Consider the following 21,331-nt stretch of genomic DNA (forward strand, 5'->3'; position numbering starts at 1 on the left):
GATACACGATGGCAACGCTTTTGCTCTCGGCGGCCGGAGCCGCATTTGGTGCGGGCTTTGGCGGCACTGTTCTGGGCCTTTCGGGCGCCGTTATCGGGCGCGCAGTCGGGGCTACTGTAGGTCGGGTCATTGACCAGAAGATCCTCGGCGGGGGCGCGGATGCAGTTGAGGTCGGTCGCATTGACCGGCTCCGGCTGATGAGCGCGGGTGAGGGCAAAGCCATCGCAAAGCTCTGGGGCCGGATGCGGCTGGCGGGCCATGTGATCTGGGCGTCGCAATATGAGGAGCACAGCCGTTCCCGGCGGGGTGGCAAGGGGGCGCCGTCGGGGCCGTCGGTGACGGAGTATTCTTACACCGTCAGCCTCGCGATCGGGCTTTGCGAGGGCGAGATCCTGCGCGTTGGCCGGATCTGGGCCGATGGTACCGAGATCGAGCCGCGCAGCCTTTCGCTCCGGGTCTATCATGGTACCGAGGCGCAACTGCCCGACCCCATGATCGAAGCGGTCGAGGGCGAGGGGGAAGTGCCGGCGTTTCGCGGTCTTGCTTATGTGGTGATCGAGGATCTCGACGTGACCGCTTATGGCAACCGGGTGCCGCAGTTCAGTTTCGAGGTGGTGCGCAGTGCGCAGGGGCCGCATGTGGCCCCAGAGGATACGCTTTCCGGACTGGTGAGTGCTGTCGCGATGATCCCCGGAACCGGAGAATATGCGCTGGCGACGACCCCGGTCCATTTCAGCTATGGCCCGGGCGAGAATGTCGCGATCAACAGCACCTCGCCCTCGGGCCATACCGATTTTCGAACCGGGCTCGATCAGCTCTCTGGCGAGTTGCCGAATTGTGGTTCGGTGTCACTGGTCGTGTCCTGGTTCGGAAGCGATCTGCGCTGCGGCAGGTGCGAGATCCGTCCCAAAGTCGAACAGCGCGACCATGATGGTCAGGGGATGGCCTGGCATGCGGGGGGCGTGACACGGGCAACAGCCGGCGAAGTGCCCAGGCGCGACAGCGGCCCCGTCTATGGCGGCACGCCTGCCGATGCCTCGGTCATCGAGGCGATACGTGCCATCCGGGCGGATGGGAAAGAGGTGATGTTTTATCCGTTTATCCTGATGGAACAACAGCCGGAAAACCGGCTTCCCGATCCCTGGTCGGGCGCGGCGGATCAGCCCGTCATGCCCTGGAGGGGACGCATCACCACCGATCAGGCACCGGGGCGTCAGGGGAGCACGGATCGAACGGCACTGGCCGACACCGAGGTTGCGGCCTTTTTCGGCACGGCACAGCCGGCGCATTTCAGCGCGGCGGGCACTCATATCCTGTATTCTGGCCCGGAAGAATGGGGCTATCGCCGCTTTATCCTGCATTATGCGCATCTTTGCGCCCTTGCCGGTGGCGTCGATGCGTTCTGTATCGGGTCTGAGATGCGCAGCCTGACGCAGATCCGCAATGGAGACGACGCTTTCCCGACTGTGGCAGCATTGATGAAGCTTGCGGCTGAGGTGCGGGTGATCCTCGGGCCGGCGGTCAAGATCAGCTATGCCGCTGACTGGACCGAATATGGCAGCTATGTCGCGGATGGAAATCTCTACTTCCCGCTGGATGATCTCTGGGCGCATCCGGCGGTAGATTTCATCGGGATCGACAATTACATGCCGCTGTCCGACTGGCGCGATGGCGAAGATCACGCCGACGCCGACTGGCTGGCGGTCTGGAACCTGGACTATCTGAAGGCCAATATCGAGGGCGGCGAGGGGTTCGACTGGTATTACGACAGCCCGGAGGGGGAGGCGGCCCAGCTCCGGCTGCCCATTGAAGATGGCGCCTTTGCGGAGCCCTGGGTATTTCGGGTCAAGGATCTGCGCAGCTGGTGGCAGATGCCGCATCACGGCCGGGCAGATGGGGAACGTTCACTCACCCCGACGGCGTGGGAGCCGCAATCAAAGCCGATCCTCTTTACCGAATATGGCTGTGCGGCGGTCGACAAGGGCACCAACCAGCCGAATAAATTCCTCGATCTCATGTCCTCGGAATCGGCATTACCGCGGGCCTCGAACGGGGCGAGGGATGATCTGATCCAGATGCAGTATCTGCGCGCCATGAACAGCTATTGGCGCGATCCGGCGATCAATCCGCGATCCTCGCTCTATGACGGGCGGATGATAGATATGAGCCGCGCCCATGTCTGGGCCTGGGATGCGCGGCCTTTCCCGGAATTCCCTGGCCGCGTGGATAAATGGACCGACGGGCCGGCCTATCTGCGCGGCCACTGGCTGAACGGGCGGGCGACCGGCCAGCCGCTTTCGGCCGTGATCAGAGAGATTTGCGGCAGCCATGGCATCGCGATGGCGGATACGGTGACGGCTCAGGTTGTTCTGCGCGGCTATCTGGTGGATCAGGTGCAAAGCGGGCGCGCAAGCCTGCAACCGCTGTTGCAGATATTCGGCGTCGATGCTTTCGACCTTGGTGGCAAACTGGTCTTCCAGCGCCGTTTGCCAGGCATTGATCACCGGCTCGACCCCGAACTCTATGCGGTGGACGAACTGGAGGGCCAGGCCGAAGTGACGCGCGCGCCAGTGGTCGAGATCGGCGAGTCGATCCGTCTTGGCTTTATCGACGCAGAGGCAGGTTACGAGGCGCGGATGGCCGAGACCCGGCACCCCGGGGACAGGTTGCACCGCGTCGCGGGGACCGAGGTTTCGCTTGCGATGACATCGGCGGAGGGGGTTGGTGTGACCCGGCGCTGGCTGGCAGAATCGCGGATCGCGCGGGATGGTTTGCGCCTCAGCCTGCCGCTTTCGCGTATGGATGTCGGGCCGGGGGATCGGATATCAACGCAAGATGGCTCAGCCTGGCGGGTGGAGCGCGTAGAGCAGACCGAACAGCGCCGTATCGAGGCAGTGCGAATTGAGGGTGGGATCTATGAGGTCCGCGATGAAGGCAGCGTGCCGTCCTCCCTGGCACCCTTTGTCTCGCCGGTTCCGGTCTGGCCGGTGTTTCTCGACCTGCCGCTGCTCAGGGGGGATGAACAACCGCATCGGCCCTATATTGCAGTGGGAGCACGCCCCTGGCCGGGCTTGGTCGCGCTCTGGTCGCAGACTGCGGTTGGCGGCTTTACCTTAAACCGCATTGTCACCGCACCGTCGGTCATCGGGCGTACTGAGACCGAACTTCTTGCCGCGCGGCCGGGCGTCTGGGACCGGGGAGAGCCGCTGCGGATCCGGCTGAGTGCTGGCGTGCTGAGTGCGGCCGATCCGGTTGCGGTACTCAATGGCGCCAATGTGATGGCGATCGGCGATGGCTCTGCCGGCAATTGGGAGGTGATCCAGTTTGCCGGGGCCGAGTTGGTCGCGCCCAGAACCTGGGAGGTTTCGCTCCGGCTGCGCGGCCAGGCGGGGACGGATGGGGTCATGCCTGCAGCCTGGCCCGTGGGCAGTACTGTTGTGCTGTTGGATGGGGTGCCGGCGCAAATGGAACTGGCAGGGGATGCTCTGGGCCTCTCGCGCCGATACCGGATCGGTGCATCTGGGCGTGGCTATGATGATCCGAATGTGGTTGAGATCGCGACGGCTTTCGACGGGATCGGCTTGCGGCCAATGCCAGTCAGCCATTTGCGCAGCGCTGCGCAGGCCGGCCGGGATCTGAGTCTAAGTTGGATCCGGCGGACGCGGATCGGGGGCGACAGCTGGCAACAGACCGAAGTGCCGCTTTCCGAAGAAAGCGAGGGATATATGGTGCGAATTCTCGTCGCGGATGTCATCAGACGAGAGGTGGCAACATCCGCGCCTCACTATGCCTATTCGCTGGCGCAGCAGGTGGCGGATGGCGCGCAGTCCGGCTTTACGGTGATGGTCGCCCAGCTGTCGCCCTCCTTCGGAGCGGGTCCGTTTCGGTCACTGGCAGTGGCCCCCTGAGCCTGGCCGGAACATCTTCCTTTCCGGATTGCCGATTCTGCCTGCATCGGAGATAATCCTTGCTGTTTCCGCCCGCTGATTGCGGCGGCTCGTTACGGGGATTGCCATGGCCGAAACCAGACAACGTGTCACGACGCTCGATCCGGTCTGGACGAGGATCTGCAGCGAAGCGGTGGAGGCTGTCCGCGCCGAGCCGCTGCTGGGTGCCCTGATCCATTCGGGCCTGCTGCACCACGCCACTTTTGAGCGGGCCCTGGCTTACCGCTTTTCGCTAAAACTCGCCTCGGGTGAGATGAGCGAACAGATCCTGCGCGAAATCGCCGATGAGGCCTATGGTGCCGCGCCCGAACTTGGCGCGGCGGCACGTGCCGATCTCATGGCGGTCTATGAACGCGACCCGGCCTGCCATCGCTACCTGCAGCCCGTTTTGTTCTTCAAGGGCTACCAGGCGGTGCAGGCGTACCGGATCGGCCATTGGCTTTGGGAGAAGGGGCGCGTCGATCTGGCCTATTTCGTGCAGATGCGGGTGTCCGAGGCCTTTGGGGTCGACATCCACCCCGCTGCCCGGATCGGTAAGGGCATCATGATCGACCATGCGCATTCCATCGTGATCGGAGAGACTGCGGTCGTTGGCGACAATGTCTCGATGCTGCATTCGGTGACACTCGGCGGCACCGGGAAGGAAGACGGCGACCGGCATCCCAAAATCGGCAATGGTGTGCTGATCGGAGCGGGCGCCAAGGTTCTGGGTAATATCCGGGTCGGCAATTGCTCGCGGATCGCGGCTGGTTCGGTCGTGCTTGAGGAAGTGCCGCCGGAAACCACTGTCGCCGGGGTTCCGGCGCGTGTTGTTGGCAAGGCCGGCTGCGCCCAGCCTGCGCTGAGCATGGATCAGCAATTCAGGGCGGAGTGAGCAGGGCATTTGACGGCAGGTAATGGTTCCAGGGTAAAGGCTTTCTTGCGCAAATCGGCTGCCGCTTTTGCCGGCAGCGCAATCACCCTTTTCGCGCGGATCGTAACTGCTCCGCGCGCTATCTGGTCGGGGATCGAGCCGCTGCCAAAGCAGCGCGTCTATTTCGCCAACCACACTTCCAATGCCGATTTCGTGCTGCTCTGGACGGTGCTGCCGCCGATGCTCAGGGCGCGCACCCGGCCGGTCGCTGCGCTGGAATACTGGCTGAAAACCCCGCTTCGCGCCTTTATTGGCCGCGATGTCTTCAACGCCGTGCTGATTGACCGCCGCCCGGAAGAGCGGGTCGAGGATCCGGTTGCCCTGATGGGCAAGGCCCTGGCCGAGGGATCTTCGCTGATCCTCTTTCCCGAAGGCGTCCGCAATATGACCGAAGAGCCGCTCTTGCCCTTCCGCACCGGCCTTTACCATCTTGCCCGACAAAATCCCGAAATTGATCTCGTGCCGGTCTGGATTTCGAACCTCAACCGGGTGATGCCCAAGGGGGAGATCATTCCGCTGCCGCTGATCTGCACCCTGACCTTCGGCGCCCCGCTGCATCTGGGCGAAACCGAAGAGAAGGCAGATTTCCTCGCCCGCAGCCATGCTGCGCTGATCGCGCTGAAAGAGACGGTGCCGGCATGAGCGCGACTCCGCATCTCATCTGGCTCTTGCTTGGCGTGGGCGTGATCCTGGTGATCGCCACCCTGATCGGCGAAGCTTTGCGCGCAAGGATCGCGCCGGATGGCGACAATCCGGTGATCGAGAACCTGAACGCCCGGATCGCGGCCTGGTGGGGAATGGTGATCCTTTTGTCGCTGGCCTTTCTGGCTGGCAGACCGGGAGTGGTTATCCTTTTCGCGGTGCTCTCTTTCTCGGCGCTCAGGGAGTTTCTGACCCTGACGGCCAAGGCCCGCGCCGATCACTGGTCGCTGGCCGGGGCGTTTTTCATTGTGCTGCCGGTGCAATACTGGCTGGTAGGTCTCGACTGGTACGGGCTCTATGCGATTTTCATCCCGGTCTATGCCTTCCTGCTGATGCCGGTCGTCTCGGCGCTCAGGGGCGAGACGAAAAGCTTCCTGACCCGCGTTGCTGAAACCCAATGGGCGCTGATGATCTGTGTCTATTGCGTGAGCCATGTGCCCGCGCTTCTGACGCTGCATATCGAAGGGTATGAGGGCCGTTCGGTTATCCTGATCGCCTGGCTTATCTTTACGGTGCAGCTTTCAGATGTGATGCAATATGTCTGGGGCAAGCTGTTTGGCAGCCGCCTTGTGGCACCGCAGCTCTCGCCCTCGAAAACCTGGGAAGGGCTGATCGGCGGCGTGATGACCGCAACCACCGCCGGGGCCGCACTTTGGTGGATGACGCCTTTCTCCATGCTCCAGGCGGCCGGTATGGCGCTTGCGGTGACGCTGATGGGGTTCTTTGGCGGATTGGTGATGTCTGCGATCAAACGCGACAAGGGCGTGAAGGATTGGGGGCACCTGATAGCAGGTCATGGCGGGTTTCTCGATCGGCTCGATTCAGTTGTCTTTGCCGCGCCAATTTTCTTCCATCTCACCCGCTGGTTCTGGACCTGACCCATGACAGATGACGACATGCAAGATCCCCGTGCCATCTTTCAGGCGGAACCCCGGCCGGATGCCGAAGCGGCGAACCGTCGCCCGATCCGTGCCCGCCGCAACCGGCTGATGGTCCGCCTCGCGCAATCCCTGGTGCAACGCCAGGTCACGCCGAACCAGATTTCCCAGGCTTCGGTGGTCTTTGCCGCGCTTGGGCTGCTCTTTTTCTGGGCGGCCTCGGCTTCGGGGCCGATCGGGCAGGGGCTCTTGCTTGTACTTGCCGCCCTGACGATCCAGCTGCGCCTTTTATGCAATCTGCTCGATGGCATGGTCGCGGTTGAGGGTGGCACGGCGACCCCCTCTGGCGCTTACTGGAACGAAGCCCCGGACCGCGCCGCGGATCTGTTGCTTTTCTGGGGGGCAGGGCTGTTCGCGGCGGCGCCGGCACTCGGCCTCGGGGTCGGAGCGCTCGCGCTGATCACCGCCTGGCTGCGGGAACTGGGCCGCGCCGAAGGCTTTGCGCCCGATTTCCGTGGCCCGATGGCGAAGCCGCACCGGATGGCGGCGCTGACCGTTGCCGCTTTGCTCGCCGCTTTTTTGCCGGTCAGCACCGATGGCGCGACCCTGATGACCTGGGCGCTCTGGCTGATCGGAGCGGGCGTCATCGCAACTGTCGCACGCCGCAGCATCACCCTGTTGAAACATCTCGAAGCACGTGGCTGATTTCATCTGCGCCTGAATATCCCGGGGAAGCCTTCGCATTGAAAATGCGAAGGCGGGGGCAGAGCCCCCGCCTTGTGCGGTTTCCAGATATTCTGCGGGCTCAGGCCAGCATGGTGACCGGGTTCTCAAGCGCCTCGACCACCGCCTTGAGGAACTGAGCCCCCAATGCGCCATCGATGACGCGGTGATCGACGGAAAGCGTCATCGACATCATCGTCGCCACGCCAATCGAGCCATCATCAGCCACCACCGGCTTTTTCAGCCCGGCCCCGACGGCAAGGATCGCGCCGTGTGGTGGGTTGATCACGGCGTCGAAATTCTCAATCCCGAACATGCCGAGATTGGAGATCGCAAAGCTTCCGCCCTGATATTCATGCGGTGCAAGCTTTTTCGATTTCGCGCGATGTGCCAGATCCTTCATCTCAGCCGAAAGCGCCGAAAGCGATTTCTTATCCGCATCGCGCAAAACCGGCGTGAAGAGCCCGCCCTCGATGGCCACGGCAACAGCGACATCCGAGGGTTTCAGCTTCAGGATCCGGTCGCCGGCCCAGACCGCATTGGCATCAGGCACCTCCTGCAGCGCAATCGCGCAGGCTTTGATGATGAAGTCATTGACCGAGAGCTTCACACCGCGCCCGGTGAGGGCGTGGTTCAGCTCGGCCCGGAAGGCTATCAGTGCATCGAGTTTCACGTCGCGGCGCAGGTAGAAATGCGGGATGGTCTGTTTGGCCTCGGTCAGACGCGCGGCGATCGTGCGGCGCATGCCGTCGAGCGCGACTTCTTCGAACTGGCGATCCTGATACATTTTCAGAACCGTCTCCGGCGAGAGCCCGGCGGGTGCGGCCTTTGCCGGGGCCGGGGTCGCCGTCGCTGCGGGTATCGAGCCCGCAGCGACGGCCGCTGCCGCAGGCGCCGTTGCCGGCGCGGTCCCCGATTTCGCCTGTTCCACATCGGCCTTGACGATGCGGCCATGCGGCCCGGTGCCCTTCACCGCTGTCAGATCGACGCCTTTGTCTTTCGCAATCCGCCGCGCGAGCGGCGAAGCAAAGACGCGCGCGCCGCTGGCGACCGGTGCCGCAGCAGGTGCCGGTGCTGTAGCCGAAGCCACGACCGGGGCCGTCTCGGCCGGGCTTTCCACTGCTGCGGCTTGCGCTGCAGCGGCGGGCGCAGAGGCTGCCGAAGCATCCTCGCCCTCTTCCAGCAGCACGGCAATCGGATCATTGACCTTTACGCCGGCAGTGCCTTCCGCGATCAGGATCTTGCCGATCACGCCCTCATCGACCGCCTCGAACTCCATCGTCGCCTTATCGGTCTCGATCTCGGCGATGATCTGGCCCGATTTGACCACATCGCCCTCTTTCACCAGCCATTTCGCCAGCGTGCCTTCCTCCATGGTCGGGGAAAGCGCGGGCATCAGGATCTGAATTGCCATCTTTTTTCCTCCCTCAGCGGTAGCAGACCGATTTCACGGCAGTGACGATTTCGGCAGGCGTGATCAGCGCCAGCTTTTCCAGATTGGCCGCATAGGGCATCGGCACATCCTTGCCGGTGCAGGTCACAACCGGCGCGTCCAGATAGTCAAACGCGCGCTGCATGATCGTCGATGCCAGGTGATCGCCGATAGAGCCCACCGGGAAGCCCTCTTCGACCGTCACGCAACGATTGGTCTTCTGCACCGAGGCCAGCACCGTGTCATAGTCAATCGGCCGCAGGGTGCGCAGGTTGATCACCTCTGCCTCGATCCCCTCTTTGGCCAAAAGCTCCGCTGCGGCCAGCGAATGGGCAACGCCGATTCCGAACGAAACCAGTGTTACATCTGTCCCCGTCCGCATCACCGAGGCCTTGCCAAAGGGGATGGCGAAGTCATCGCCCACCGGCACCTCGAAACTCCGCCCATACATGATCTCGTTTTCGAGGAAGATCACCGGGTTGTTGTCGCGGATCGCCGTCTTCAGCAGGCCCTTCGCATCCGCCGCCGAATAGGGCATGGCAACTCTCAGCCCCGGGATCGCCGCATACCAGGCCGCATAGTCCTGGCTGTGCTGGGCGCCAACCCGGGCTGCCGCCCCGTTCGGGCCACGGAACACGATGGGAGATCCCATCTGACCGCCCGACATATAAAGCGTCTTCGCGGCCGAGTTGATGATGTGGTCAATTGCCTGCATGGCGAAGTTGAAGGTCATGAACTCGACGATCGGGCGCAGCCCCCCCCAGGAGGCGCCGACCGCAATCCCGGCAAACCCATGCTCGGTGATCGGGGTGTCGACCACGCGCTTCGGGCCGAACTCGTCCAGCAAACCCTGGCTGATCTTATAGGCGCCCTGGTATTCGCCAACCTCTTCCCCCATCAGGAAGACATTGCCGTCCCCGCGCATCTCTTCCGCCATGGCCTCGCGCAGCGCTTCCCGCACGGTCATGGTCTTCGTCGCCACACCTTCGGGCAGGTCGCTGTGCGGCCAGCCTTTGGCGGCTTCCACCGCCACCGGGCGTGCGGCAGCTGCCGCCGGGACGGCCTCGATGGCCGGCGCGGCGGCGGCCACCGGAGACGCAGTCGGAGCAGCGACCGGGGCAGGGGCGGCAGCCACGGCATCCGCGCTTTCGCCCTCTTCTACCAGAACCGCAATCGGCGTGTTCACTTTCACGCCTGCGGTGCCCTCGGTCACCAGCAACCGGCCGATGATCCCCTCATCCACCGCCTCGAATTCCATCGTTGCTTTATCGGTCTCGATCTCGGCAATGACCTGGCCCGATTTGACCACGTCACCCTCTTTCACCAGCCATTTCGCCAGCGTGCCTTCCTCCATCGTCGGAGACAAAGCCGGCATCAGAACTTCAACTGCCATGATCTCTCTCCCCCTCAGACGGTAATATCGGTCCAGAGATCGCTCAGCGGCGGCTCCGGGCTTTCTTTCGAGAATTCAGCCGCCTCATTCACCAGCGCCTTAATCTCTTTGTCGATGTTCTTCAGATCGTCTTCCGAGGCCAGACCGCCCTGCAACAGCAGATCGCGGACATGCTCGATGCAATCCTTCTCGGTTTTGATCTTCTCGACCTCTTCACGCGTCCGGTATTTCGCCGGATCCGACATCGAGTGACCACGATAGCGATAGGTCATCATTTCGAGGATATAGGGGCCCTTGCCCGCACGGCAGTGGGCCACGGCCTTCTCGCCTGCCGCCCTGACCGCCAGCACATCCATCCCGTCAACCTGCTCACCGGGGATTCCGTAGGCCACGCCGCGCTCGAACAGGGTCGTCGATTTGGTCGAGCGCTTCACGCTCGTCCCCATGGCATACTGGTTGTTTTCAATGACGAAAATCACCGGAAGATCCCAGAGTTCCGCCATGTTATAGGTCTCATAGACCTGGCCCTGGTTGGCCGCGCCATCGCCGAAATAGGTGAAGGTCACATTGTCATTGCCGAGATATTTATCGGCAAATGCCAGCCCCGCGCCCAGCGGCACCTGTGCACCAACGATCCCGTGGCCGCCGTAGAAATGCTTCTCTTTCGAGAACATATGCATCGAGCCGCCCTTGCCCTTCGAGTAGCCCCCGATGCGCCCGGTCAGCTCTGCCATGACGCCTTTCGGGTCCATGTCGCAGGCCAGCATATGGCCATGGTCGCGGTAAGAGGTCAGGCGCTTGTCACCCTGCTTGGCCGCAGCCTCCAGGCCCACGACCACAGCTTCCTGGCCGATATAGAGGTGACAGAACCCCCCGATCAGCCCCATGCCGTAAAGCTGGCCCGCCTTTTCCTCAAAGCGGCGGATCAGCAGCATCTCGCGGTAGTATTTCAGAAGATCTTCTTTCGAGACATTGGGTCTCGCATCGGGCTTGCGTGCCATTGGGCTCCTCCCCGGAGTAGGTTCAGCAAATGGTTTAGCGTTAAACCATCTATACAGCATCGGGGATTATTGGGTCAAAGTGAAAATGAGCGCAAGCTGCGCGGCGCGGTGAGAGGCGTCTGGCCTTCCTCCGGGCCTCTGCCTATGCTGCCACAAAGTGAACAGTGACCCCGTGCAACCGGATGTCTGCCCATGTCAGAGCGACTGAATTATTATAAGGCGGCCCCGGCGGCCATGAAGGCGATGCTGGATCTCGAGGCGCAGATCAAATCGCTCTCCATCCCGATTCCTCTGCGTGAATTGCTGAAAATGCGGGTCTCACAGATCAATGGCTGTGCCTTCTGTCTCGATCTGCATGGCGGCGAGGCGAGGGCGGCCGGGGTTTCGCAGCAAAAGCTGGACGTCTTGGCGGCCTGGCGCGAAAGCAGCGCCTTTGATGCACGCGAGCGGGCGGCTCTTGCCTGGGCGGATGCGCTGACGCTTTTGCCACAAAGCCGGGCAGCGGATTCAGATTACGCGCCCCTTGCAGCAGAATTTTCGCCCCAGGAGCAGGTGGAACTGACCTTGATTGTGACCACGATCAACGCCTGGAACCGCTTCGCAATCGGCTTTCGAAACACGCATCCGGTGCGCGGTTAAAGCCCTGATTGCGCAGAGTTTTCAGCGGATCACGATCTCATCTGCACGCATATAGCCCAGCACATCGCGGGCGCGTTCGTCGAGCAGATCCATATCGAGGTAATCATCCGACAGCCGATGCGTCAGGTTCCGCATATCGGCCAGTTGCACTGCCAGTTTGTCGCGCTCTGCCGCCAGGCCGCTGGCCTCAGCGCGGATTTCGACCCGGCGAAACACGCCATAATCGCCCTGCACTGCGGCAAAGGTGAAATAGGCACCCAGAGTGAACATCAGGGCGAAGTAGATGAGCCCGCCCATATTATGGCGACGTTGTTGCCTGGTCATGTCCTGTCCGTCTCGACTGTCACCCCTCTTTCCGGGGGCCATTGGGAAAGATCATGCCATCAAACGAATCAGAAGGGAATCCCCCATATGGCGGGATTCCCTTCAGTTTTATGCGAAAGCTGTTGAGCCCGCGCCAGTTCTGGCGGGCGCCTGATCAGCCGGCGACCGAGGCCGCATGGATCGAATCGACTGCCGCTTTCAGCGTGGAGTCGAATTCGGCCTCGGATTGCCGGGCATTCAGACCCTCCGACAGCGCGCGCGAGAAGGACGCGATCATGCCGCGGTTCTTCGCAAGCATCTTATTCGCCTCGTCACGCGAATACCCGCCCGAAAGCGCCACAAGCTTCAGGACAGCGGGGTGATCGACCAGAGCTGCGTAGAAGTTCGCCTCCGACGGGATCGTGAGTTTCAGCATGACCTGCGTGCCTTCGGGCAGGGCATCCAGATGCGTAAGGATCTCGCGGCGCAGGATCGCTTCTGCGGCGGCTTTATCGGCGATCGAGATCGTCACTTCCGGCTCGACGATCGGCATAAGCCCGTGGCTGATCACCTGTTTCGCGATGGCGAATTGCTGACCGACCACCGCCCTGATGCCGTCTTCATTGGCGGCGGAAATCACCGAACGTTCCTTGGTGCCATAGATCCCGGCGCGCACGGCCTTCTCCAGCAGCGTATCAAGCTCTGGCATCGCCTTCATCACCTGGCAGCCATTAACCTCGGCCTCGAGCCCCTTGTCGATCTTCAGGAACGGCACAACGCCGCGCTTTTCCCACAGATAGGTCGCGGTCGGGATGCCGTCGATATCGCGGTCCATGGTCTGCTCAAACAGGATGGCGCCGATGACCTTCTCGCCGGAAAAGGCGGGCGATTTGATGATGCGGGCGCGCATGGCATGGACCAGGTCGAACATGCCGGCCTCGTCGGACCAGGCATCGGCCTCAACGCCGTAAAGCTTCAGCGCCTTGGGGGTCGAGCCGCCGGACTGGTCGAGGGCAGCGATAAAGCCCTGGCCCTTGCCGATCTGCGCCGTCATTTTTTCCTTGGTCATCGTCGTCTTCCTCTGCCGGAGCTAGATTAGGTTTTGCACGCGCCATAGCCTTTCCGCCGGGCTGCGTGCAATGCTGTTAGCGCGAGCAGCGGCCCTCAGGCGAGCAGTGCCGCCACGCCGGGCAATTCCTTGCCTTCCATCCATTCCAGGAAGGCGCCGCCGGCGGTCGAGATGAAGGTGAAAGCCCCTGCTGCCCCGGCCTGGTTCAGCGCGGCAACGGTGTCGCCGCCGCCTGCAACCGAGATCAGCCTGCCGGCCTCGGTCAGCCTCGCGGCCTCTTTCGCCGCCGCCACCGTCGCCGCGTCAAAAGGCGGGATCTCGAAGGCGCCGAGCGGGCCGTTCCAGATCAGCGTTGCAGACTGGCCCATGACCGCTTTCAGCCGCGCCACCGTTTCCGGGCCGGCATCAAGGATCATCGCATCGGCAGGACATCCCGATGCATTGGTGATCTGGCTGGCCGCGCCCGCTTTGAACTCGCGCGCCACCACCACATCGACCGGCAGGTGGATCTGGCAGCCGGTCTCTTCGGCCTTTTTCAGAATCGCGCGCGCCGTCTCGGCCATGTCGCGCTCTGCAAGTGATTTGCCGACCTCGATGCCTTGCGCAACGAGGAAGGTATTCGCCATGCCGCCTCCGATCGCCAGGTGGTCGACCTTGCCGACAAGGTTCCCCAGAAGATCAAGCTTGGTCGACACTTTCGCGCCGCCGACCACGGCGATCACCGGGCGGGCAGGGGTGCCAAGCGCTGCGTCCAGCGCTTTCAGTTCGGCCTCCATCAGCCGGCCCGCCGCATGGGGGAGTGCAAGCGCAAGGGCTTCGGTCGAGGCATGTGCCCGGTGCGCGGCCGAAAACGCGTCATTCACATAGACATCGCCAAGCGCCGCAAATTCTGCCGCAAGCGCGGGATCGTTCTTTTCTTCGCCGGCATGGAACCGGGTGTTTTCCAGCAGCACGACATCGCTCTGCGCCGCCGCAGCAATGGCGGCCTTCGCCACATCGCCGGTGCTTTCCGTCGCGAAAATTACCTTGCGGCCAAGGCTTGCCTCAAGGGCCGGGGCGATGCGGCCAAGGCTCATCTCCGGCACGACCTTGCCCTTTGGGCGGTCGAAATGCGCCAGCAGCACCACTTTGCCACCGCGCGCGATGATATCCTCGACTGTCGGGCGGATTTTGTCGATCCGGGTCGTGTCGGTCACCCGGTCCCCCTCCATCGGCACATTGATGTCGACCCGTGTCAGCACGGTTTTGCCGGCCAGTGCGATATCATCCAGCGTTTTCCAGCTCATCGGTCTCTCCCAATATGCATCATTCGGGGTGGTTTAGCGCTAACAGGCGGGGTGCATCCTGCTTTTCGCGCATTTCTTTCCGCCCATTTTGCCGCCCCGTCAACCGATCACGCCCATTTGCCCTTCCCCCCTGAGGCGCTTGCGGTTAATTTCCCGCCCGACCAGAAGCCTGCAAGGGAAGCACAATGGCCGAGATCAAGGACCCCGAGAACACCATCATCCTGACGCTGAAAGACGGCGAAGTGGTGATCGAGCTTCTCCCGGATGTCGCACCAAAGCATGTCGAGCGTATGAAGCAGCTCGCCCGCGACAAAGCCTATGACAATGTGGCTTTCCACCGCGTGATCGAGGGCTTCATGGCCCAGACCGGTGATGTAGAGCACGCCAATATGGAAAAGGACTACAATCCGCGCCGTTCGGGCACGGGTGGGTCGCAATATGATGATCTGCCGGCAGAATTTTCGAAACTGCCGCATGATCGCGGCACGATCGGCGCCGCGCGGTCGCAGAACCCGAATTCGGCAAACAGCCAGTTCTTCATCAATTTCAAGGACAACTCCTTCCTGAACGGCCAGTATACCGTTTACGGCCGGGTGATTTCCGGGATGGAATTTGTTGATAAGATCACCCGGGGCGAGCCGCCGGTCACCCCCGACCGTATGATCACTGTGAGGGTTGCGGCAGATGTTGCGTAAGGTTCTCATGGCCTCCCTGCTGATGGCGGCACCTGCTTTCGCGCAGGACGTGCCGGATCTGCCGGGGCCGAATCTGGTGCTCGACATCCAGGGCGAGGCGAATGGCCGCGTGGTCATTGATCTCCTGTCGGACAAGGCGCCGAAACATGTGGAACAGATCGTCACCCTGGCAAAAGAGGGCGCCTATGATGGCGTGGTCTTTCACCGCGTGATCGACGGTTTCATGGCCCAGACCGGCGACGTGCAGTTCGGCAAACCGGCGACGCTGGCCGAAGAGCTTGCCAAATTGCCGAAAGGTGCGGCTGAAGGCACCTATAAGCTCCATGGGATGGAGATTCCGGCGGAATTCGTCAGCGCCGGCATGGGTGGCTCGCATCTGCCTGATATTCCCGCAGAGTTTTCGGATATCTCGTTCCAGCGCGGCATCGTCGGCATGGCACGCAGCCAGGATCCGAATTCGGCCAACAGCCAGTTTTTCATCATGTTTGCGCCTGGTGATTTCCTTGACGGACAATATACCGTTGTCGGTCGCGTGATCTCGGGCATGGATGTGGTCGACAAGATCAGGCGCGGCCCGGCAGAGCAGAATGGCGCGGTTGCCGAGAATCCCGATGTGATCGTCAAGGCGAGCATCGAGGACGCGGCAGCTACCAGCGTCGAGCCGGCAGAATCTGCTCCTTCTGAAGCGCCCGCAGAAGCTCCGGCTGACGTTCCCGCTGAGGCCCCTGCGGACGCTCCGGCGCAATAAGTCAGGGCTGACACTCAGAAAGGGCGGCGTGCATTCCAATGCGCGCCGCCCTTTTCCATATGGCGCTGTTTACCTCGGGCACAGTGCGGGATATGCGCGGGTCAAGACTGGCGGCAATCACGCGCGGAGGCCCGCAATGGCGCAATTCCTTTCCACCCGGGATCCGGGCTTCGAGGCGGATTTCACCGCTTTTCTTGGCATGAAGCGCGAGGACAGTCCCGAAGTCGACGATGTTGTCGCCGCGATCATCGCCGATGTGCGGGCGCGGGGCGATGCTGCGGTGACCGAGCTCACCGCCCGCTTTGACCGGCTTGAGCTGACAGCGGATCAGCTGGCCTTCACGCCTGAAGAGATCGAGGCGGAATGCGCGAAAGTCTCGCCCGAAGATGCGGCGGCACTGACGCTCGCGGCGGAACGGATCCGCGCCTATCACGTCCGCCAGATGCCGCAGGACCAGATGTGGACCGACCCGGAAGGGGCAACGCTTGGCTGGCGCTGGACGCCGGTTTCAGCTGCCGGGCTTTATGTTCCGGGGGGGCTCGCCTCTTACCCGTCTTCGGTTCTGATGAATGCGATTCCGGCCCGGGTGGCAGGGGTTGAGCGCCTGGTGATCACCTGTCCGACCCCGGGCGGCGAGGTCAATCCGCTGGTGATCTATGCGGCCCGGCTTGCCGGGGTCGATACGATCTACCGGATCGGTGGCGCGCAGGCGGTGGCGGCTTTGGCCTACGGCACCGCGACGATCCGCGCGGTCGATAAGATCACCGGGCCGGGCAATGCCTTTGTCGCGGCAGCGAAGCGGCGGGTGTTCGGTAAAGTGGGGATCGACATGATCGCCGGCCCATCCGAGATCCTTGTGATCGCCGATGGCACGGCGGATCCGGATTTCGTGGCGCTGGATATGCTGAGCCAGGCCGAGCATGACGCATCGGCCCAGGCGATTCTGGTCACGCCGGATGAGGCTTTTGCCCGTGCCTGTGTGGCGGCGCTGGAGAAGCGCCTCGAGACGCTGGAGCGGCGCGAGATCGCGCAAGCGAGCTGGCGCGACAATGGCGCGGTGATCCTGGTGCGCGACCTTTCCGAGGCGGCAGAGCTTTCGAACCGTGTCGCGCCCGAACATCTGGAGATCTGCACCGAAGACCCGGAATCTGTCTCGGCGCAGATCACCCATGCCGGCGCGATTTTCCTTGGTCAATGGACGCCCGAGGCCATTGGCGACTATATCGGCGGCCCGAACCATGTGCTGCCAACGGCGCGTTCGGCGCGGTTCTCGTCGGGGCTTTCAGTGCTGGAATTCCTCAAGCGCACCACGATTGCGAAAATGACGCCGGCTGCGCTGGCGGCCATCGGGCCCGCGGCAGAGCGCCTGGCGAAGTCGGAAAGCCTGGAGGCGCATGGGCTGAGCGTGCGGGCGCGGCTCGACCGGCTGAACGCGGGGTGAGGCGGCGCAGCTGGGGGTTTTCCACCCCCAGACCCCCGGAGGATATTCAGAGACAGATGAAAAGCGCCCGCTGACTTACGTCGGATGGGCGGGTGCTGTGCTTGCTTGTGGGCGCGCGCTCGGGCATCAAGGGGTGACGCATTTTCCGGAACGCCCGCATGACCAACCGCATCTGCCATATTGAGATTGATGAGAAAGGTCTTATGCGCCCGACGCCGGAGATCGAGCAGGAGCGCAAGGTCGCGATTTTCGATCTGCTGGAGGAGAACAGCTTCGGCCTTCCCCCCCGCGAGGGGCGCGAGGTGCCGCCCGGCCCCTATCGCCTGGCGCTGGCGATCCGGGAGGGGCGGCTGGTCTTCGGGATTGCCCGCGAAGATGAGGCCCAGGTCGGGGAATTCCATCTGAGCCTTGGCCCGTTCCGCCAGGTGGTGAAGGATTATTTCCAGATCTGCGAGAGCTATTTCGAGGCTGTGAAGCGCCTGCCGCCGAGCCAGATCGAGGCGATCGATATGGCGCGGCGCGGGATCCATAATGAGGGGGCCGCGATCTTGCAGGAACGGCTCGAGGGCAAGGCCGAGGTCGACCGCGACACGGCCCGGCGGCTCTTTACCCTGATCTGCGTGCTGCACTGGGGGTAAGCTTGGTCGATTTCCCGCAGTCCATCCTGTTCTGCTGCGACCATAATGCGGTGCGCTCCCCCATGGCCGAGGGGATGGCGAAGAAATTCTACGGCCAGCGCGCCTATGTCCAATCGGCGGGCGTGAAGAATGACATGGAGGTGGACGGCTTTTCGGTCGCGGTCTGCCAGGAGATCGGGGTGGAACTGTCGCGCCACCGCGCCCGGTCTTTCGAGGAAATGCAGGAATGGGGCGATGATCTGGGGCAGTTCGACCTGATTGTGGCGCTGTCGCCCGCGAGCCAGCGCCAGGCGCTGGAGCTGACGCGCTGGCATCATCTTGAGGTTGAATACTGGCCGATACTTGATCCGACCGGCCTTGGCGAAAGCCGCGAGGCCAAACTTTCCGCCTATCGCCAGGCGCGCGATCAGATCCGCGACCGCATGATCCAGAGATTTGGCCCGCCCTTGCCGGTCGGGGGGTGAAGAGCCGCTCCTCCGGCGCCTGTGGATCAGGGCAGGAGTGAGACCCGACACGCCACTTTGATGTCTGCGCCGTTTGTGGAGTGGGATTGTGGCGGATTGTGCTGCTTCGCCCCGTTAAGGTCAGCCTTGCGCCGGATATGCGCCGTGGCAGCCATGGTCTCGCTGCTTGTTGCGGCAAGTTGTGTCGCCTCGCTTCCCAGCCCGTCTCTGCAGAGGCTGAGATAGCGAACACTAGTATTTCATGCGGTTTTTCGACATCGCGTCGCTGCTGGGTGCCTTTGGCTGGGCTATGACCAGATATGCGCTTCTGTCGGCCTTTCAGCCCTGCGGCCGCGCGATTGCTGTTCATAGCGTCCGGGAAACCGCAACCGGCTTGCGGCAGAACCGGCGAAATGGGGCGAAGTGCTACGTGAAATCAGGGGCGGCGGAGAAGAAGCCGGCACTGATTCCCCTGCGGGGGCGCGGGCTGCGGCCTGATTCGGTCACCTTGTCGGGCAGGCAGCATCGCCTAGGCTATCAGCCCCGCTCCGTTTCGCGTTCGGCCAGAGCTGCGTCACTGTCTGAGCCGTTTTTACCGGCGGCGAGAATAGTCTCCAGCTCTGCCTCGATCCAGCCGACCAGGCCGATCAGCCGCGCCGCCGCCGTCTGACCAAGGGCCGTCAGCTCATAATCGACATGCGGCGGCACCACCGGATGCGCGGTGCGCAGCACAAACCCATCTGCCTCAAGATCCTTTAGCACCTGTGCCAGCATCCTTTCACTGACCCCCGCCACCCTGCGCCGCAATGCGGCGAAACGATGTGGCCCGGTGGCCAGCGCCACCATCACCAGAACGCCCCAGCGGCTGGTCAGATGTTGCAGGATGCGCCGCGACGGGCATTCGGCGGCAAGGACATTGCCCTCGCGCCAGCCCTGCATCAGGCGCTGTGCATCTGTCGTGATGAGGCTGTGCGTCATTGTTCCATACTTACAAATTGGTGCGTACTTATTTTTTGTAAGTATGGTGCTATTATTGTCCTGTCAAATCCGGAACAGGAGAAACCAATGACCATCGCCATCACCGGAGCCACCGGCCAGTTGGGCCGCCTCGCCATTGCCGCGGCCAGCGCCCGTGGCGCCAGCCCCATCGCCCTTGTGCGCAGCCCGGAAAAGGCTGCTGATCTGGGCGTCGAGACTCGCGCTTTCGACTATGACAAGGCAGATCACGCCGCGCTGAACGGTGTCGATACGCTGGTGCTCATCTCGGCCAATGAGGTGGGCAAGCGTTTCGCCCAGCATAAGGCGGTGATCGATGCCGCCAAAGCCGCCGGCGTGAAGCGGATCATCTATACTTCTCTCCTGAAGGGCGACGCCTCGCCGATGAAACTTGCCGCTGAACATGTCGAAACCGAAGCGGCGCTGAAGGAATCGGGGATCACTTACACGATCCTCAGGAATGGCTGGTATACCGAGAACCTGACCGGCGCCCTGGCGCCAGCGATCGAACATGGCGCGATTATCGGCTCGGCCGGGGAGGGGCGCTATTCGGCGGCCGCGCGTGCGGATTATGCCGAGGCGATTGCGGTCACCGCGATTGAGGCGGGCCATGAGAACAAGGTCTATGAGCTTGCCGGCGATACCGGCTTTACCGGTGCCGAACTGGCGGCCGAAGTGGCCAGACAGGCCGCGAAGCCGGTCGCCTATGTGAACCTGCCCGAGGCTGACTATGCCAAAGCCCTTGAAGGGTTCGGTCTGCCGGCGGGATTCGCCGCAATCCTTGCCGACAGCGATGCACAGACCGCGAAGGGGGCGCTGTTCGATGACAGCAAAACGCTTTCGCGCCTGATCGGGCACCCGACCACGCCGCTGACTGCTACCGTGGCCGCTGCTCTGGCCTGATCGCTTTCCGGGCGGCCTGTCCCCAGGGGCCGCCCGGAGACGATGAAAGGGCGTTTTCAGGCTTTCCCCTGCGCGGCAACCGGCTATCCTCGCGCCCAAAATGAAAGGGAGAGCCATGTCCGCGTCCGCCACCCGTAAGCTGATCGAATCCTATTACACCGCCTTCAACGCGCTGAACCCCGAAGGGATGACGGCGCTTGTCAGCGAGGATATCGAGCACCGCGTCAATGAAGGCGGCATCCGCCGGGGGCGCGAAAAATTCGCGGAATTTGGCTCGCATATGGGTGTCTCCTACCGTGAAGAGCTCAGGGATATTGTGATCTTCGTGACCGAAGACGGCAGCCGCGCGGCGGCTGAATTCGTCGTTCATGGCGAATATCTGAAGACCGATCCGGGCCTGCCCGAGGCTAAGGGCCAGAAATACATCCTGCCGGCGGGGTCGTTTTTTGACGTGAATGACGGACGGATCACCCGCGTCACCACCTTCTACAACCTCAATGACTGGATCGAACAGGTCTCGAAATGAGCCTGACCGTCCGCGCGCTGAAGGGGGCCGAGCTTGAGGCCGCGCTGGACGATATGGCGCGGCTTCGCATCACGGTGTTCCGCGCCTGGCCCTATCTCTATGACGGTACGCTCGATTACGAGCGTACCTATCTTCAGGCCTATCGCGACAGTCCGGGTGCGCTGCTGGTGGCGGCAATTGATGACGGCAGGATCGTCGGCGCCTCGACCTCGGCGCCGATGGAGGATCATGCGGCTGAATTCGCCGAACCGATGCGCCAGACCGGTCTCGCGCTGGAAAAAATCCTCTATGGCGCCGAATCGGTTCTTTTGCCGGAATATCGGGGCAGGGGTGTCGGACACCGTTTCTTTGACCTGCGCGAAGAACATGCCCGCAGCCTTGGTCGCAGCCATGTCGCATTCTGCTCGGTGATGCGACCCGGGGATCACCCGCTGCGCCCTGACACATATCGCAGCAATGACGCCTTCTGGACGAAACGCGGCTATGCCCCGCTGCCGGGCGCCATCGCGCATTTCAGCTGGCGCGACCTCGGAGAAGTCAGCGATAGTGAAAAACCACTGCAGTTCTGGATCCGCCAGCTCTGAGCCGCCAGTTCTCAACTGTCAGCGCGAAGGGCAGGCCGGAGAAGCCGGCTCTTCGCGCGATCAGCCAGGCG

At 62.7% G+C, this 21,331-nt stretch carries 21 protein-coding genes; 14 read left to right on the forward strand and 7 right to left on the reverse strand.

The window, feature by feature from the left end; genetic code table 11:
* The first annotated feature begins 8 nt into the window (after positions 1 to 8).
* From BLW25_RS04315 to BLW25_RS04335, 5 genes are all read left to right on the forward strand, one after another.
* Positions 9 to 3,908: a baseplate multidomain protein megatron gene (locus tag BLW25_RS04315; RefSeq protein ID WP_092896648.1), complete on the forward strand. Its 3,900-nt coding sequence runs from the start codon at positions 9 to 11 to the stop codon at positions 3,906 to 3,908.
* A gap of 106 nt (positions 3,909 to 4,014) precedes the next feature.
* On the forward strand, positions 4,015 to 4,821 hold the full coding sequence (gene cysE, locus BLW25_RS04320) for a serine O-acetyltransferase (RefSeq protein WP_092896650.1): 807 nt from the start codon (positions 4,015 to 4,017) through the stop codon (positions 4,819 to 4,821).
* Positions 4,822 to 4,866: 45 nt separating this feature from the next.
* Positions 4,867 to 5,502, forward strand: coding sequence for a lysophospholipid acyltransferase family protein (locus BLW25_RS04325; protein ID WP_092896652.1), 636 nt, complete (start codon positions 4,867 to 4,869; stop codon positions 5,500 to 5,502).
* Entirely contained in the window at positions 5,499 to 6,440 is a 942-nt protein-coding gene (locus BLW25_RS04330; protein ID WP_092896654.1) for a phosphatidate cytidylyltransferase, read from the forward strand. The genes BLW25_RS04325 and BLW25_RS04330 overlap by 4 nt, the downstream gene beginning before the upstream one ends.
* An 18-nt stretch (positions 6,441 to 6,458) precedes the next feature.
* Positions 6,459 to 7,145 (forward strand): CDP-alcohol phosphatidyltransferase family protein, encoded by a 687-nt coding sequence (locus BLW25_RS04335; RefSeq protein WP_092896656.1) that lies wholly within the window; start codon positions 6,459 to 6,461, stop codon positions 7,143 to 7,145.
* Positions 7,146 to 7,245: 100 nt separating this feature from the next.
* Here the strand turns inward: BLW25_RS04335 and BLW25_RS04340 are convergent, their stop codons facing one another.
* Genes BLW25_RS04340 through pdhA form a run of 3 tightly spaced genes read right to left on the reverse strand, consistent with a single transcriptional unit; the run spans position 7,246 to position 10,989 of the window.
* Positions 7,246 to 8,577: a pyruvate dehydrogenase complex dihydrolipoamide acetyltransferase gene (locus BLW25_RS04340; protein ID WP_092896658.1), complete on the reverse strand. Its 1,332-nt coding sequence runs from the start codon at positions 8,575 to 8,577 to the stop codon at positions 7,246 to 7,248.
* A 13-nt stretch (positions 8,578 to 8,590) separates the two neighbouring features.
* Positions 8,591 to 9,988: a pyruvate dehydrogenase complex E1 component subunit beta gene (locus BLW25_RS04345; RefSeq protein WP_092896660.1), complete on the reverse strand. Its 1,398-nt coding sequence runs from the start codon at positions 9,986 to 9,988 to the stop codon at positions 8,591 to 8,593.
* A 14-nt stretch (positions 9,989 to 10,002) separates the two neighbouring features.
* Positions 10,003 to 10,989 (reverse strand): pyruvate dehydrogenase (acetyl-transferring) E1 component subunit alpha, encoded by a 987-nt coding sequence (gene pdhA / locus BLW25_RS04350; protein ID WP_092896662.1) that lies wholly within the window; start codon positions 10,987 to 10,989, stop codon positions 10,003 to 10,005.
* Between the two features lie 192 nt (positions 10,990 to 11,181).
* On the opposite strand from pdhA, the gene BLW25_RS04355 reads away from it, so the two are divergent.
* Complete coding sequence (locus BLW25_RS04355; protein ID WP_092896664.1) at positions 11,182 to 11,628, forward strand: carboxymuconolactone decarboxylase family protein; 447 nt, start codon at positions 11,182 to 11,184, stop codon at positions 11,626 to 11,628.
* A 21-nt stretch (positions 11,629 to 11,649) separates the two neighbouring features.
* Here BLW25_RS04355 and BLW25_RS04360 read toward each other — a convergent pair whose 3' ends face one another.
* The 3 genes from BLW25_RS04360 to BLW25_RS04370 form a co-directional block, all read right to left on the reverse strand.
* The gene (locus BLW25_RS04360; protein WP_092896666.1) at positions 11,650 to 11,952 is read right to left on the reverse strand and encodes an FtsB family cell division protein; all 303 of its coding nucleotides are present in this window, start codon (positions 11,950 to 11,952) and stop codon (positions 11,650 to 11,652) included.
* 154 nt (positions 11,953 to 12,106) lie between these two features.
* Positions 12,107 to 13,000, reverse strand: coding sequence for a fructose bisphosphate aldolase (locus tag BLW25_RS04365; protein ID WP_092896668.1), 894 nt, complete (start codon positions 12,998 to 13,000; stop codon positions 12,107 to 12,109).
* A 95-nt stretch (positions 13,001 to 13,095) separates the two neighbouring features.
* Positions 13,096 to 14,286, reverse strand: coding sequence for a phosphoglycerate kinase (locus tag BLW25_RS04370; protein WP_092896670.1), 1,191 nt, complete (start codon positions 14,284 to 14,286; stop codon positions 13,096 to 13,098).
* Between the two features lie 185 nt (positions 14,287 to 14,471).
* Here BLW25_RS04370 and BLW25_RS04375 point away from each other — a divergent pair, with 185 nt between their 5' ends.
* The 5 genes from BLW25_RS04375 to BLW25_RS04395 all read left to right on the forward strand — a co-directional run bounded on the left by BLW25_RS04375 (position 14,472) and on the right by BLW25_RS04395 (position 18,272).
* Positions 14,472 to 14,981 (forward strand): peptidylprolyl isomerase, encoded by a 510-nt coding sequence (locus tag BLW25_RS04375; protein WP_092896672.1) that lies wholly within the window; start codon positions 14,472 to 14,474, stop codon positions 14,979 to 14,981.
* A complete protein-coding gene (locus BLW25_RS04380; RefSeq protein WP_092896674.1) occupies positions 14,971 to 15,729 on the forward strand; it encodes a peptidylprolyl isomerase in 759 nt (252 codons plus the stop codon). The genes BLW25_RS04375 and BLW25_RS04380 overlap by 11 nt, the downstream gene beginning before the upstream one ends.
* 136 nt (positions 15,730 to 15,865) lie before the next feature.
* Positions 15,866 to 17,170: a histidinol dehydrogenase gene (gene hisD / locus BLW25_RS04385; RefSeq protein WP_092896676.1), complete on the forward strand. Its 1,305-nt coding sequence runs from the start codon at positions 15,866 to 15,868 to the stop codon at positions 17,168 to 17,170.
* Between the two features lie 158 nt (positions 17,171 to 17,328).
* A complete protein-coding gene (locus BLW25_RS04390; protein ID WP_092896678.1) occupies positions 17,329 to 17,808 on the forward strand; it encodes a UPF0262 family protein in 480 nt (159 codons plus the stop codon).
* A 62-nt stretch (positions 17,809 to 17,870) separates the two neighbouring features.
* Positions 17,871 to 18,272 carry an arsenate-mycothiol transferase ArsC gene (locus BLW25_RS04395; protein ID WP_092901500.1) on the forward strand — a complete coding sequence of 134 codons (402 nt, stop codon included), beginning with the start codon at positions 17,871 to 17,873 and terminating at the stop codon, positions 18,270 to 18,272.
* 516 nt (positions 18,273 to 18,788) lie between these two features.
* Here the strand turns inward: BLW25_RS04395 and BLW25_RS04400 are convergent.
* Positions 18,789 to 19,229 (reverse strand): winged helix-turn-helix transcriptional regulator, encoded by a 441-nt coding sequence (locus BLW25_RS04400; protein ID WP_092896680.1) that lies wholly within the window; start codon positions 19,227 to 19,229, stop codon positions 18,789 to 18,791.
* Between the two features lie 87 nt (positions 19,230 to 19,316).
* Between BLW25_RS04400 and BLW25_RS04405 the strand changes: the two genes are divergently transcribed.
* The 3 genes from BLW25_RS04405 to BLW25_RS04415 all read left to right on the forward strand — a co-directional run bounded on the left by BLW25_RS04405 (position 19,317) and on the right by BLW25_RS04415 (position 21,260).
* Positions 19,317 to 20,150, forward strand: a complete 834-nt coding sequence (locus BLW25_RS04405; protein WP_092896682.1) for an SDR family oxidoreductase — start codon at positions 19,317 to 19,319, stop codon at positions 20,148 to 20,150.
* Positions 20,151 to 20,265: 115 nt separating this feature from the next.
* Positions 20,266 to 20,676, forward strand: a complete 411-nt coding sequence (locus BLW25_RS04410) for a ketosteroid isomerase-related protein (protein WP_092896684.1) — start codon at positions 20,266 to 20,268, stop codon at positions 20,674 to 20,676.
* Positions 20,673 to 21,260 carry a GNAT family N-acetyltransferase gene (locus BLW25_RS04415; RefSeq protein WP_092896686.1) on the forward strand — a complete coding sequence of 196 codons (588 nt, stop codon included), beginning with the start codon at positions 20,673 to 20,675 and terminating at the stop codon, positions 21,258 to 21,260. The genes BLW25_RS04410 and BLW25_RS04415 overlap by 4 nt, the downstream gene beginning before the upstream one ends.
* The last annotated feature ends 71 nt before the right edge of the window (positions 21,261 to 21,331 follow it).

Source organism: Rhodobacter sp. 24-YEA-8, assembly GCF_900105075.1.
GTDB lineage: Bacteria > Pseudomonadota > Alphaproteobacteria > Rhodobacterales > Rhodobacteraceae > Pseudogemmobacter.